The following is a 12,998-nucleotide window of genomic DNA, read 5'->3' as shown; positions in this document are numbered from 1 at the left end:
AGCGGGATCCCGCCGAACAGCACCCGCATGTCCTCGACCGAGTCGACCGCCACACCGACCTTGCCCACCTCGCCGTGCGCCAGCGGCGCGTCCGAATCATGGCCCATCTGGGTCGGCAGATCGAAGGCGACCGACAGACCGGTGGTGCCGTGCGCGATCAACTGCCGGTAACGGGCATTGGACTCCGCCGCCGTACCGAACCCCGCATACTGCCGCATCGTCCACGGACGACCCGTGTACATCGACGGGTAGACCCCCCGCGTGAAGGGATACCCGCCCGGCTCGCCCAGCTTCTCGGCCGGATCCCATCCCTGCAGGACATCAGGCCCGTGGACCGGCTCGATGGGCAGGCCGGACTCCGAATCGCGCACGGCTGCACTCCTTCACGTCTGCCACGTCGTCCCGACGATAGGCAGCGGGCCGTTCCGTGCGTACCCCTAGTCCCCCCTCAAGCGGCCGGGCCGGACGGCCGCCCGACGGGCTGATCCATAGGGGATCTTCAGGGGTGTCCGGGGAACGCGACCCGACGAAGAATCGTGGCGGGACGAGAGGAGACCCATGAGTAGCGTCACCCACGATTCCTCCGCCATAGCGATGAGCTCCGTACGGCTGGAGGGCGGTCCGAGCGGGTTGTCCGGGACGGTCGAGCTCACCGAACTGGACGAGGTGATCTTCTCGGAGGAGAAGATCAAGATCCGTTACGGCAACGGATACGAACACTACGAGACCGTCCGCCCGGCGCCGGCGAGCACCGGCGGCGGTGCGGAGGCCGAGCACAGGACCTTCCGGTGGGTCGGCCGCACCAAGATCGCCGAGTAGGCGGAACATCCTTCGGAGTCACCCCGGAGGGCCGGGCCCGGGGATCCCGGTGGATCGGCCCGCACGCCCGCGCCTGGCGGGTCCGGCCCTGCCGTCCGCGGCTTCAGCTGCCTTCGGCCTCATCGGGGGGCGCGGCGGCTCCAGCGCGGTCCGGCCGGCCTCATGCCGTCACCTCCGCCGCCTCCGGGACCTCCTCCCCCGTACCCTCCGCGAACTGTGTCCGATACAGCTCCGCGTACCGTCCACCCACCGCGAGCAGGGCCTCGTGCGTGCCCCGTTCGACGACCCGGCCGCCTTCAAGGACGAGGATCAGGTCGGCGTTGCGGACCGTGGACAGGCGGTGGGCGATGACGAGGGCGGTGCGGCCCTGGAGGGCCTCGGTGAGGGCCTCCTGCACGGCCGCCTCCGAGGTGTTGTCGAGGTGGGCCGTGGCCTCGTCGAGGATCACCACGCGCTGACGGGCGAGCAGGAGGCGGGCGATGGTCATGCGCTGGCGCTCACCGCCGGACAGGCGGTAGCCGCGTTCGCCGACGACGGTGTCGAGGCCGTCCGGCAGGGCCCGGACGAGCGTGTCCAGGCGGGCCCGGCGCAGGGCGTCCCACAGGTCGCCCTCGCTCGCCGTGGGACGGGCCAGCAGCAGGTTGGCCCGGACCGTGTCGTGGAACAGGTGGCCGTCCTGGGTGACCATGCCGACGGTGGCGCGCAGGGAGCCCGCGGTCAGTTCGCGGACGTCGACGCCGCCGACCCGCACGGCGCCCCCGTCCACGTCGTACAGGCGCGGCAGCAGTTGCGCGATCGTCGACTTGCCCGCGCCCGAGGAGCCGACCAGGGCGACGGTGCGGCCGGGGTCGGCACGGAAGGAGACGCCGTGCAGGACCTCGGCTCCGCCCCGGCTGTCGAGGGCGGCGACCTCCTCCAGGGAGGCGAGGGAGACCTTGTCGGCGGAGGGGTAGCCGAAGCGGACGCCCTCGAACTCGACCGACACCGGTCCTTCGGGCACCTCGACGGCGTCCGGCGCGTCCTCGATGAGCGGCTGGAGGTCGAGCACCTCGAAGACCCGCTCGAAGCTGACGAGGGCGCTCATCACCTCGACGCGCGCCCCGGCGAGCGCCGTGAGGGGCGCGTACAGGCGGGTCAGCAGCAGGGCGAGGGCCACGACCGCGCCGGGTTCCATGCTGCCGCTCAGGGCGAACCAGCCGCCGAGGCCGTAGACCAGCGCGAGCGCGAGCGCCGACACCAGGGTCAGCGCGGTGATGAAGGCGGACTGCGCGGTCGCCGTACGGATGCCGATGTCGGCGACCCGGCGGGCCCGGACCGCGAACTCCGCGGACTCCTCCTCCGGCCGGCCGAAGAGCTTGACGAGGGTGGCGCCGGGCGCGGAGAAGCGCTCCGTCATCCGGGTGCCCATCGCCGCGTTCAGCGTCGCCGCCTCCCGCTGCATCCCGGCCATCCGGCTGCCCATCCGCCGGGCGGGGATCACGAACACCGGCAGCAGCACCAGCGCGAGCAGGGTGACCTGCCAGGACAGGGTGAGCATGACGGCGAGGGTGAGCACCAGCGTGACGAGGTTGCTGACCACGCCGGAGAGCGTGTTGCTGAACGCCCGCTGGGCGCCGATCACGTCGTTGTTGAGGCGGCTGACGAGCGCTCCGGTGCGGGTGCGGGTGAAGAACGCGACCGGCATGCGCTGCACATGGTCGAACACCGCCCTGCGCAGATCGAGGATGAGGCCCTCCCCGAGCGCCGCCGAGAGCCTGCGGCCGAGGATGCCGAGGGCCGCCTCCACCACCGCGATGAGCGCGATCAGCAGGGCGAGCCGTACGACGGTCCGCTCGTCGCCGTTCGTGACGATCGCGTCGACGACCTGCCCGGCGAGGATCGGGGTCGCGACGGCGAGCAGCGCGGTCGCGACGCCGAGCAGCACGAACAGCGCGATCCGTGAGCGGTGCGGGCGGGCGAAGGCGGCGATCCGGCGGAGGGTGGCGGGGGCGAAGGCGCGGCGTTCGTCTGTGGCGTTCATGACGCTGTACAACTGCGTCCACGCCGTGGTCTCCATACTCATGCGAGCGAACCTAGGACCTCGACCAAGCTTGAGGTCAAGTGCCCCGCGCCGGTCGCCGGAGAGATCGTTGTCGGCCGAATCCCCGCACGTAATCCCCTGGTCCCGCTTCCGCAACCCGCAGTTGGGGCGGTGCGGAAAACCTCTCGAAGTGTGACAACGGCAGAACGGCAACCCTCGGGACGGCGCCCCCGGCGCGTCCCTTACCGGCTCGTCCTGGGCCTGATCCCGCTCGCCTTCGTGGCGTACCTCGCGGTGCGGCACCGCGACGTACTCGCCGAGGGCTTCCATCATCTGGCGACGGCCAAGTGGCCCTGGCTGCTGGCCGCGGGCGGTGCCACCTGCCTGACCTGGGTCGCCATGGCGGTGACCCGGCAGGGTGCGGTCGTCGAGCGGCTGCCGGGGTTCCGGCTGCTCGCCACGCAGGTCGCGGCGATGGCCGCCAACCACATGCTGCCGACGGGGCTGGGCTCCAGCGCGGTCAATCTGCGGTTCATGACGGTGTGCGGGCTGCCGCTGGCCCGCTCCTCGGCCGCGGTCGCGCTCTATCTGCTCGCCGAGAGCATCGCCCGGGTCGGGATGCTGGCCGTGCTGCTGATCGCCTTCCCCGGCGCGCTGCGGCTCGGCACGCTGCTGCCGGAGAACGTGGTCGGCCCGCTGCTGTTCGTGCTGGGCGCGGTCGCCGTCTTGGCGGCGGCGGTGCTGCTTCTCGTGGGACGGCTGCGCAGGGCCGTGTTCTCGTTCGTGCGCACGGCGCTGGGTGAGGCCCGCTCGGTGCACACCCGCCCGTCGCGGGCGCTGGCGCTGTGGGGCGGTTCCCTGGCGTTCCCCGCGTTGCAGGCGGCCGGTCTGGTCGCGGTGGGGCTGGCGCTGGGCCTGGAGATACCGCTGTGGCACATCGTCGTCGCCTATCTGGCCGCGACGGTCGCCGTCGCCGTGGTGCCCACGCCGGGTGGGCTCGGCTCGGTCGAGGCGGCGCTGATCGTGGCGCTGGTCGCGGCGGGCAGCCCGGCCGCGGTGGCGACGGCGGTGGTCCTGGCGTACCGCGTGATCACGGTGTGGCTGCCGCTGCTGCCGGGGGCGCTGACGCTGGGCGCGCTCGTACGGCTGAAGGTGATCTGAGGCCGGTCCCGGCCAGTAGCGTGCTGACCTTCGACGACACGAAGCCGCAACGAAGGGGGCACCACCATGCCGGTCCGCGTCGAGCGTCAAGGGCACGTCACCACGGTCATTCTCTCCCGCCCCGAGGCCCGCAACGCCGTGGACGGCCCCACGGCGGCCGAACTCGCGCTCGCCTTCCGTGAGTTCGAGGCGGACGACGAGGCGCGGGTGGCGGTGCTGTGGGGTGAGGGCGGCACGTTCTGCGCGGGGGCGGACCTGAAGGCGATCGGCACCGGGCGCGGCAACCGGGTCGCCGAGGACGGTGACGGTCCCATGGGACCGACCCGGATGCGGCTGACCAAGCCGGTCGTCGCGGCCGTGGCGGGGCACGCGGTCGCGGGCGGCCTGGAACTGGCGCTCTGGTGCGATCTGCGGGTCGCCGAGGAGGACGCCGTGTTCGGGGTGTTCTGCCGCCGGTGGGGCGTCCCGCTGATCGACGGCGGCACGGTACGGCTGCCCCGGCTGATCGGCACCGGCCGCGCCCTGGACATGATCCTCACCGGTCGGCCGGTGCCGGCTCGCGAGGCCTACGACATCGGGCTCGCCAACCGCGTGGTGCCGACCGGCCGGGCCCGCGCCGAGGCCGAGGAACTGGCCGCCGCCCTCGCCCGCTTCCCGCAGGCCTGCCTGCGCGCCGACCGCGCCTCGGTGTGGGAGCAGGACGGCCTCGACGAACCGGAGGCGATGCGCGGGGAGCTCCGGCACGGCATGGGCGTCCTGCCGGCGGCGTCGGAGGGCGCGTCCCGCTTCACGGCGGGAGCCGGACGACACGGCTCGTTCACGGCCGACTGAGCCCGAAGTCCACGCGTGCCACGGCGGCCCGCCGCCCCCGCATGAGCCGCGCCCGTCCGCCCCGCAACCGGCCGGACAGAACCGCCCCGACCTGCACGGGCCGCGCGGTGGCACGGGTCGGTCACGGGCCGGTGAGGGCCAGGGCGGTCAGGACGGCGGTGGCCGCGCGTGTGCCCTCGTGGGCCACGGCCGGCGCGCGTCGCACGACGTGCACGGCGTTGCCGACGGCGAACACACCGGGGCGCGAGGTGCGCCAGTCGCCGTCGACGGCGGGGCCGCGCGTGGCGGTGTCCAGGACGATGCCGCCGCGCCGGGCGAGCTCGTTGTCGGGGACGAAGTCGCCGGTGAACACCACGGTGTCGCAGGCCAGTACCGCCGTACGGCCGTCGCGGTGGCGTACGCGGACGCCGGACAGGCGGCCGTGGCCGAGGACTTCGGTCACGCTCGTGCCGGTGAGCAGCGGGACGCCCCCGCGCAGCCGGGTGTCGAGGGCGCGGACGCGTGAGGTGGGTGCGGCCGGCAGGTCGGTGACCATCGCGACCACGCGGGCGCCGGCCGCCCGCACGGTCGCGGCGGCCGCGTAGGAGACGTCCTCCGCGCCGACGACCACGGCCCGGGTGCCGATCCGCTGCCCGTAGAGGTGGACCGCCTGCTGGAGTTCACCCGTGGTCCAGACGCCGGCCGGGCGGGTGCCGGGCACCAGGCGGGCGGCACGGGGGCGTTCGCGGGCACCGGTGGCCAGCACGATCGCGCGCGCGGCGATCTCCTCGGGGCCGTGCGGGCCGACCGTCGCCAGGGTCCGCGGTCCCACCCAGTCCAGGGCGCTGACACCGGTGCGCACGACCGCTCCGGCGCGTACGGCGGCGGCGGTGAGCAGCCGTGCGTATCGGGGGCCGGTCAGGGGGCGCAGCCAGGTGCCGAAGCCGCCGTGCGCGCAGTGCCGAGGCACCCCGCCCGCCGCGCGTTCCCGGTCGAGCACCTCCACCCGGCCAGCCCCGGCGGCGGCCAGCCGCGCGGCGGTGGCGAGCCCGGCGGGGCCCGCGCCGATCACCAGTACGTCGACCTGGCGCGGCCCGGTCATGACCGGCCCTGTTCGAACAGCTGCCGTACCGCCGCGCCGCAGTGGAAGCCCTGGCACCGGCCCGCCCGGGCGCGGGTGCGGCGGCGCAGTCCGTCGAGGGTGCGCGGCGGGATCGTGCTGGTGAGGGCGTCGCGGATCTCGCCCTGCGAGACCCGCTCGCAGTGGCAGACGAGGGTGCCGTACTGCGGGTCGGCCGCGATGAGTTCGGGGCGCTGGTAGGGGCGGGGGAAGGCCTCGCCGAGGTTCGGCATGCGCACCGGCTCCAGCTTCCGGGCCGGTCCCGGGTCGAGGCCGGCCCGCTTGAGCAGGCCGGTGACATGGGCCGCGATCGCGAGGGACGCCGTCAGGCCGGTGGAGCGGATGCCGCCGACGGTGACGTACGCCTGGCCGGGGTGGGCGCGGACGCGGTAGTCGTCCTGCCCGGTGGCGGCGCGCAGGCCGGCGTAGACGGCGGTGAACTCCTCGTCGAGCAGTGCGGGGAGGATGCGGCGGCCGTGGGCGCGCAGGGCGGCGAGCCCGTCGGCTGTGGTGCCGGTGGCCCGTTTGTCGTCCAGGTCCTCGGCGGTGGGGCCGAGCAGGACGTTGCCGTGGACGGTGGGGGCGACGAGGACGCCCTTGCCGAGCGCGGTGGGGACGGGCAGCAGGATGTGGCGGACGAGGGCGCGGGCGAACGTGTCGAAGACGATGAGCTGGCCGCGGCGCGGGGTGACCGTGAAGTCGTGGTGCCCGAGCCGGGCGTCGAGCGTGTCGGCGTGCAGTCCGGCCGCGTTCACCAGCCAGCGGGCCCGCAGGGTGCCCGCCCTGGTCTCCAGCACATGGACGCCGTCGTGCCGGCCGGCCGCCTCCACCCGGGTGTCGAGGTGCAGTTCGACTCCGTGCCGGACGGCCTGGGTGGCGTACGCCAGGGTCGTCGTCCAGGGGCAGATGACGGACTCGCCGGGTACGTGCAGGGCGCCGAGCGCGCCGGGGCCCAGGTGGGGTTCGCGCGCGTACAGTTCGGCGGGGTCGAGTTCCCGGGTGGTGCGGTGGTCGTTGGCCTCGGCCTTGGCGGCGAGGCCGGGCAGCGCGGCGAGCTGTTCCTCGTCCCAGGCGACGAGCAGGGCGCCGACGGGCTCGACGGGGATGCCGGACTCGGCGGCGTAGGCGGCGAGCAGCCGGGCGCCCTCGCGCACCAGCCGCGCCTCCAGCGTTCCGGGCACGGCGTCGAAACCGGTGTGCAGGATCGCGGTGTTGGCCTTGGAGCTGCCCTGACCGACGTCGTCCTCGGCTTCGACGAGGGCGACGCGCAGCCGGGGGTGGCGGGCGAGTTCGCGGGCGATCGCGCTGCCGACGACACCGGCGCCGACGACCGCCACGTCGTACACCGGGGTCATGCGGGCGCCTCATCGAGCAGGGCGGCGACGGCACGGCGGAAGGCGGCGAGGCGTTCTGCGGCCTCGTCGGCGCCGATGCGGGGCTCGTGGACGGCGGCGGGCTTCCAGTCGGGCAGGGCGTCCGCCACGGTCAGTCCCGGCTCCGCGCCCAGCCGGGCGAGCGCGCCGACGCCGACGGCGGTCGCGTCGGGCAGCGCGGACACCTCCACGGGACGTTGCAGCAGGTCGGCCTGGGTCTGCATGAGGAGCGCCGAGCGGGTCAGACCGCCGTCGACGCGCAGTGCCCCGAGCGGCGCGCCGAGGTCCTGCTCCGCCGCGTCGGTGAGGGCGACGACCTGGGCGGCGATGCCCTCGCACAGGGCGCGGACCAGATGGCCGGGTCCGGTGTCGAGGCCGAGTCCGGTGAGCGAGCCGCGCAGGTCGCCGCGCCACCAGGGGGCGGCGAGCCCGGCGAGGGCGGGCACGAAGGTGACCCCGCCGCTGTCGGGGACCGTGGCGCCGACGGGGTCGAGGTCGGCGGCGCCCTTCAGCACACCGAGGTCGGTGAGCCAGCGGACGGCGGAGGCGGCGGTGTAGACCTGCCCGTCGAGGCAGTAGCCGGTGTCCGCGGCGAGCCGCCAGGCCACGCAGCTGACCAGTCCGGAGCCCCCGCGCCGGGGGGTGTCGCCGGTGTGCGCGAGGAGGAACGCGCCGGTGCCGTAGGTGCACTTGGCGCCGCCCGGTCCCGTGATGTGCTGGGCGAGCAGCGCGGCCTGCTGGTCGACGGCCAGGCCGGTGAGCGGGATCTCGGCGCCGAAGACGGTGGTGGTGCCGACGTGGCCGGCGTTGTCGACGACCTCGGGGAGCCGTTCGCCGGACAGGCCGTACAGGTCCAGGGCGCGCGGTGACCACCGGGCGTGGTCGAGGTCGAGCAGCTGGGTGCGGCCGGCGGTGGCGGCGTCGGTGACGAAGGCGCCGGTGAGGCGGTGCACGAGCCAGGCGTCGCTGGTGGTGACGACGCCCTCGCGGGTGAGGTGCCGTCGTATCCAGGCCATCTTCGGGGCGGCGAAGTACGGGTCGAGCGGCAGGCCGGTGAGGTGCCTCAGCTCCTCGCCGTGCGGCGCGAGTTCGGCGCAGACGGTGTCGGCCCGGCGGTCCTGCCAGACGAGCGCGTCGGTCAGCGGGCGGCCGGTCGCCGGATCCCAGGCGAGCACGGTCTCGCCCTGGTTGGCCAGGCCCAGGGCGACGACGGGTTCGCCGGCTTCGGCGAGGGCGCGGTGGCCGGCCTCGACCACCGAGTCGTACAGCTCGGCGGGGTCGACCTCGACCAGGCCGCCGGGCAGCGGGCGGGGGCGCACGGCGGCGAACCCGGTGCCGAGCACGCCGCGTTCGGGGCAGATCACCAGGGCCTTGGTGCCGGACGTGCCCTGGTCGACGGCGAGCACCGGACCTGTCATCGAGCCCCCTCCGGCTCCTCAGGCGATCACGGTGCGACAGCCTGCCGTCGGCCGCGGCGTCGCGTCAAGCGTCTCTGACGGTCAGTCAGCTCACATGGTGAACAGGTGACACGAGGAAGCCGGGGTGGATCGGCGATCCGTGCGGAGATGCGGAAGCTCCGCCTCTATAGTGACGGCCGACCGGACGTGACCTTGTCAACCGCCGCTCGGGGGAGCCCTGTTGTTACTCCAGCCCGCCGTTCCCGTCCACCCGCACCAGGGGACGGGCGGATGATGGCCAGAGACGGAGCACGACCCGCCTACGACCCCGCGGGACCCGACACCGCGCTGCGCACGGTCCTCCAGGAGGTGCGCACGGGACGCTGGATGTCGATGCGCACGCTGCTCGCCGAGACCTCGTCGTGGTGGCAGTGGACGCAGCGCACGCAGGTCCTCGCGGCGGCGGCCGCGGGCACCGACGTGGTGCGGGCCTGGCTCACCGAGGAACCGGACAGCGTCCCGGCCGTGGTGATGCGGGCCCGGGTGGCGGTGGAGCGCGCGCTGCGGGCCGCCCGCGGGGACCACCGCCGTACCCAGGAACTGTGGCACGAGGCCTGGCGGGCCGCCGGCGCCGCGGCCCGCGCGAGCCCGCACGACCCGGTGCCCTGGGTGTGCCTGCTGGCGCTGGCCCGGCTGGACGGGGAGCAGCGCTGGGACGAGCACCGGGTCGCCGCGCCGGAGCCGATGCTGCCGCCGGGGCCGTGGGGGCTGCTCACGGAGGCCGGCAGGCGTGATCCGTACAACCGCGAGGCCCACCACCGCATGCTCCAGTTCCTGTTCGGGCGGGCAGCCACCGGTCGGCTCGCGGAGGCCGTCGGCTTCGCCCAGTGGGCCGCCGACGGGGCGCCGCCGGGCTCGGCGCTGCACGTCCTGCCGCTGTACGTGCGGGTCGAGCGCTACCGGCGGGCCGGCGGCAACGACGCCGCCCTCGATCTGCACTGGGTCGCCGAGGACGCGACCCGGGAGGCCCGCCGGGCGTTCCACTCCTGGTTCGAGCTAACCACCGTCGCCGAGCGCACCGCGCTCGACCTGAACCACCTCGCCCACGGGCTGTGGGGTGCCCTCCAGTTCCCGGAGGCGGCCCGGGTGTTCGACGCGATCGGCCCGTACTACGCGCCCCTGCCGTGGGCCCACCGCACGACGGACCCGTCCGACCACGCCGGCGCCGTGGAGGTCTTCCTCCAGGCCCGCAGCCGCTCGACGGCCCATCGCCCCTGATCCCCTCTCCCCTCGAAGGATGCGCATGTCCCGCAACGCCCTTCCGCCGCAGGACGAGGAACAGCGCCTGCGCGAACTCGGCTACAAGCCCGTCCTGGCCCGCCGTATGGGAGGCTTCGGCAACTTCGCGATCAGCTTCTCGGTGATCTCGATCCTGTCCGGCTGCATGACCCTGTACGGCTTCGGCATGGGCGCCGGCGGTCCCGCGGTGATGCTGTGGGGCTGGGCCGGGGTCGGCCTGTTCGTGCTGTGCGTGGGCCTCGCGTTGGCGGAGGTGACGAGCGCGTACCCCACCTCCGGCGCCCTCTACTACATGGCCGACCGGCTCGGTGGCCGGCGCTGGGGCTGGTACACGGGCTGGCTGAATCTGCTCGGCCTGCTCGGCGCGATCGCCGGCATCGACTACGGGGCCGCGCTGTTCACCGGCGCCTTCCTGAACCTCCAGTGGGGATTCACGCCCACGCCCGAGAAGACGATGCTGATCTTCGTGGTGATCCTGCTGCTGCACGCCACGCTGAACCTGTTCGGCGTCCGTCTGGTCAGCGTGCTCAACTCGATCAGCGTGTGGTGGCACCTCGCCGGAGTCGCGCTCATCGTCGGCGCGTTGGCGATCGTCCCCGACGACCACCGGTCGCCGTCCTTCGTCTTCACCGAGTTCGTCAACGAGACCGGCTGGGAGAACCCGGTCTACGTCGCCGCGATCGGCCTGCTGCTCGCGCAGTACACGTTCTCCGGCTACGACGCCTCCGCGCACCTGTCCGAGGAGACCTCCAACGCCTCGGTGTCGGCGGCACGCGGCATCGTCCGGGCCATCTGGGTGTCGTGGATCGCCGGCTTCGTATTGCTGGCCGGACTGACGTTCGCCATCCAGGACTACGCCGCGACCCGGGACAGCGAGACCGGGGTGCCGCCCGCCCAGATCCTGCTCGACGGCCTCGGCACGGACGGCGCCAGTGCGCTGCTGCTGGTCGTGATCGTCGCCCAGTTGTTCTGCGGCAACGCGGAGGTCACCGCGGCCAGCCGGATGGTGTTCGCGTTCAGCCGGGACGGGGCGCTGCCCGGCTCGGCGCTGTGGCGCAAGGTCAGCAACCGCACCCGGACCCCGGTGGCCGCCGTCTGGCTGGCGGTGGGCGTCGCCTGCCTGCTCGCCCTGCCCTCCCTCTATTCGGCGACGGCCTACGGCGCGGTCACCGCCATCAACGTCATCGGGATCACCCCCGCCTACGTCATCCCGGTGTACCTCCGGCTGCGCGCCGGGGACCGGTTCGAGCCCGGACCCTGGAACCTGGGCCGGTGGAGCAGGCCGATCGGCTGGATCGCGGTCGGGTGGGTGGCCTGCGTCACCGTGCTGTTCTGCCTGCCGCAGTCCTCGCCGGTGACGGTCGACACGATGAACTACGCGTCCGTCGCCCTCGTCGTCGTACTCGTCCTCGCCACCGCGTGGTGGTACGTCGCCCGCCGTTCGTACGGGACACCGAGCACGGCGGCCTACGGATCGGACCGTGAACAGGCGGAAATGGCCGAGGGCGTCATCTGAGCCGCGGGGTCCGGCCGCCGCTCCCGGTACGAACTGGCGTGCCGGATACGGCAGGATGAGCGGGCGCGCCACCCCGTCGCAGGGGAGGGCGCGCTCGCACATCCCGTCTTCGAGCAGGTGACTACGTGACGCGACCTCACATCCGGTATGCCGCCCCTCGTTTCCCCGGAGGTGACCGATGACCCGGGCGCTGACCATGCACGACCTGATGCTCGCCGGCATCGCCCTCGTGGCCGGCCTGCTGGCGGCGTTCCTGCTGCGCATGCTGCTGCGCTGGCTGGGCAAGCACGCGCTGCGGACCCGCTGGGGCGGCGACGACGTCATCGTGGACGCCCTGCGGACCGTGGTGCCGTGGGGAGCGGTCGTCGGCGGCGCGGCGGTGGCCGGAGGGGTGCTGCCGCTGACGCGGACGGTCCAGCACCACGTCAACCAGTCGCTGACGGTGCTGTTCATTCTCGTCGTGTCGGTCTCCGCGGCACGGGCGGTCGCCGCCCTGGTGCGTTCGGTCGCCCAGTCCCGTTCCGGGGTCGCCGCCTCGGCGTCGATCTTCGTGAACATCACCCGGGTCGTGGTGTTGGCGATCGGCTTCCTGGTGATGCTCCAGACGCTGGGCATCTCCATAGCACCGCTGCTGACCGCCCTGGGCGTCGGCGGCCTGGCCGTCGCGCTGGCCCTTCAGGACACCCTCGCGAACCTCTTCGCGGGCATCCACATCCTCGCCTCGAAGACCGTCCAGCCCGGCGACTACATCCGGCTGAGCAGCGGCGAGGAGGGCTACGTCACGGACATCAACTGGCGGCAGACCACCATCCGCAACCTCTCCAACAACCTGGTCATCATCCCCAACGGGCAGCTCGCGGGGACGAACATGACCAACTACAACCGGCCCGAGGAGCAGCTGACTATCCTCCTCCAGGCGGGCGTGGCGTACGACAGCGACCTGGAGCAGGTCGAGCGGGTGACCATGGAGGTCATCGCCGAGGTGATGAACGAGATCGACGGCGCGGTCCCGGAGCACGAGCCGGCGGTCCGCTTCCACACCTTCGGCGACTCCCGGATCGGGTTCACGATCATCCTGGGCGTCGGCGAGTTCAGCGACCAGTACCGGATCAAGCACGAGTTCATCAAGCGGCTGCACCAGCGGTACCGGGCCGAGGGCATCCGCATTCCGGTCCCCGCGCGCAGGGTGTTGCTGGAGCCGGGCCCGGGGGCGATACCGCAGCAGCGGGGTGTCGTGGACACGGACGACGTGGCGGGCCTGCGCCTCGACTGAGCGGGGGACGGCCAGAAGGGGGCCGGGCGTGCTCGACACGCCCGGTGACCTGCTCCTTCTCACCGGGCGGGGCCGCCTTGCGCAGGGGCGGTCAGCCACCGGGGCGGCGGGCGGGGAGCCGGATGCCCATCATCACGCGGACCCCTGTCGAGCGGTGCCCCGGCACGAGATATCTTGATGTCGAGCAATGTTGCAGACGTGGAGCGGAGC

At 73.6% G+C, this 12,998-nt stretch carries 10 protein-coding genes and 1 pseudogene; 6 read left to right on the top strand and 5 right to left on the bottom strand.

The features are described 5' to 3' along the window. Positions 1 to 371 (bottom strand): methylmalonyl-CoA mutase family protein (locus ACZ7LV_RS37065; protein WP_471945760.1); only part of this gene is annotated, 371 nt, incomplete at its 3' end. Positions 372 to 558: 187 nt separating this feature from the next. Here ACZ7LV_RS37065 and ACZ7LV_RS37060 point away from each other — a divergent pair. Continuing rightward, positions 559 to 819 carry a DUF5988 family protein gene (locus tag ACZ7LV_RS37060; RefSeq protein ID WP_471945759.1) on the top strand — a complete coding sequence of 87 codons (261 nt, stop codon included), beginning with the start codon at positions 559 to 561 and terminating at the stop codon, positions 817 to 819. Between the two features lie 160 nt (positions 820 to 979). On the opposite strand, the gene ACZ7LV_RS37055 is transcribed toward ACZ7LV_RS37060, so the two are convergent. Beyond that, the gene (locus tag ACZ7LV_RS37055; protein WP_471945764.1) at positions 980 to 2,875 is read right to left on the bottom strand and encodes an ABC transporter ATP-binding protein; all 1,896 of its coding nucleotides are present in this window, start codon (positions 2,873 to 2,875) and stop codon (positions 980 to 982) included. Between the two features lie 156 nt (positions 2,876 to 3,031). Between ACZ7LV_RS37055 and ACZ7LV_RS37050 the strand changes: the two genes are divergently transcribed. Further along, positions 3,032 to 4,000: a lysylphosphatidylglycerol synthase transmembrane domain-containing protein gene (locus tag ACZ7LV_RS37050; RefSeq protein WP_471945758.1), complete on the top strand. Its 969-nt coding sequence runs from the start codon at positions 3,032 to 3,034 to the stop codon at positions 3,998 to 4,000. A 66-nt stretch (positions 4,001 to 4,066) separates the two neighbouring features. Beyond that, complete coding sequence (locus ACZ7LV_RS37045) at positions 4,067 to 4,831, top strand: crotonase/enoyl-CoA hydratase family protein (protein ID WP_471945757.1); 765 nt, start codon at positions 4,067 to 4,069, stop codon at positions 4,829 to 4,831. A 136-nt stretch (positions 4,832 to 4,967) separates the two neighbouring features. On the opposite strand, the pseudogene ACZ7LV_RS37040 reads toward ACZ7LV_RS37045, so the two are convergent. The 3 genes and pseudogenes from ACZ7LV_RS37040 to ACZ7LV_RS37030 form a co-directional block, all read right to left on the bottom strand. Beyond that, positions 4,968 to 5,912 (bottom strand): annotated as a pseudogene (locus tag ACZ7LV_RS37040) (FAD-dependent oxidoreductase); the annotation flags it as partial. Continuing rightward, positions 5,909 to 7,285, bottom strand: coding sequence for an FAD-dependent oxidoreductase (locus tag ACZ7LV_RS37035; RefSeq protein ID WP_471945756.1), 1,377 nt, complete (start codon positions 7,283 to 7,285; stop codon positions 5,909 to 5,911). The gene ACZ7LV_RS37035 and the pseudogene ACZ7LV_RS37040, both read right to left, overlap by 4 nt. Next, on the bottom strand, positions 7,282 to 8,721 hold the full coding sequence (locus ACZ7LV_RS37030; protein ID WP_471945755.1) for an FGGY family carbohydrate kinase: 1,440 nt from the start codon (positions 8,719 to 8,721) through the stop codon (positions 7,282 to 7,284). Before ACZ7LV_RS37030 ends, ACZ7LV_RS37035 begins: the two co-directional genes overlap by 4 nt. 273 nt (positions 8,722 to 8,994) lie before the next feature. Here ACZ7LV_RS37030 and ACZ7LV_RS37025 point away from each other — a divergent pair, with 273 nt between their 5' ends. The 3 genes from ACZ7LV_RS37025 (at position 8,995) to ACZ7LV_RS37015 (ending at position 12,788) form a co-directional block, all read left to right on the top strand. Continuing rightward, positions 8,995 to 9,978: a hypothetical protein gene (locus ACZ7LV_RS37025; RefSeq protein WP_471945763.1), complete on the top strand. Its 984-nt coding sequence runs from the start codon at positions 8,995 to 8,997 to the stop codon at positions 9,976 to 9,978. A gap of 25 nt (positions 9,979 to 10,003) precedes the next feature. Beyond that, a complete protein-coding gene (locus tag ACZ7LV_RS37020) occupies positions 10,004 to 11,515 on the top strand; it encodes an amino acid permease (protein ID WP_471945754.1) in 1,512 nt (503 codons plus the stop codon). A 178-nt stretch (positions 11,516 to 11,693) separates the two neighbouring features. Beyond that, a complete protein-coding gene (locus tag ACZ7LV_RS37015; RefSeq protein ID WP_471945753.1) occupies positions 11,694 to 12,788 on the top strand; it encodes a mechanosensitive ion channel family protein in 1,095 nt (364 codons plus the stop codon). Positions 12,789 to 12,998: the final 210 nt, after the last annotated feature.

The sequence above is a fragment of the Streptomyces sp. NPDC107562 genome, assembly GCF_055657325.1.
The sequence above is the reverse complement of the archived record's forward strand: the minus strand, read 5'-3'. Positions and strand labels throughout refer to the sequence as shown.

What these genes read in the sequence shown, in the direction of transcription:
- ACZ7LV_RS37025 (WP_471945763.1), top strand. Translation starts at nt 8,995, where the DNA reads ATGGCCAGAGACGGAGCACGACCCGCCTACGACCCCGCGGGACCCGAC.
- ACZ7LV_RS37035 (WP_471945756.1), bottom strand. Translation starts at nt 7,285, where the DNA reads ATGACCCCGGTGTACGACGTGGCGGTCGTCGGCGCCGGTGTCGTCGGC.
- ACZ7LV_RS37015 (WP_471945753.1), top strand. Translation starts at nt 11,694, where the DNA reads ATGACCCGGGCGCTGACCATGCACGACCTGATGCTCGCCGGCATCGCC.
- ACZ7LV_RS37060 (WP_471945759.1), top strand. Translation starts at nt 559, where the DNA reads ATGAGTAGCGTCACCCACGATTCCTCCGCCATAGCGATGAGCTCCGTA.
- ACZ7LV_RS37055 (WP_471945764.1), bottom strand. Translation starts at nt 2,875, where the DNA reads ATGGAGACCACGGCGTGGACGCAGTTGTACAGCGTCATGAACGCCACA.
- ACZ7LV_RS37020 (WP_471945754.1), top strand. Translation starts at nt 10,004, where the DNA reads ATGTCCCGCAACGCCCTTCCGCCGCAGGACGAGGAACAGCGCCTGCGC.
- ACZ7LV_RS37045 (WP_471945757.1), top strand. Translation starts at nt 4,067, where the DNA reads ATGCCGGTCCGCGTCGAGCGTCAAGGGCACGTCACCACGGTCATTCTC.
- ACZ7LV_RS37030 (WP_471945755.1), bottom strand. Translation starts at nt 8,721, where the DNA reads ATGACAGGTCCGGTGCTCGCCGTCGACCAGGGCACGTCCGGCACCAAG.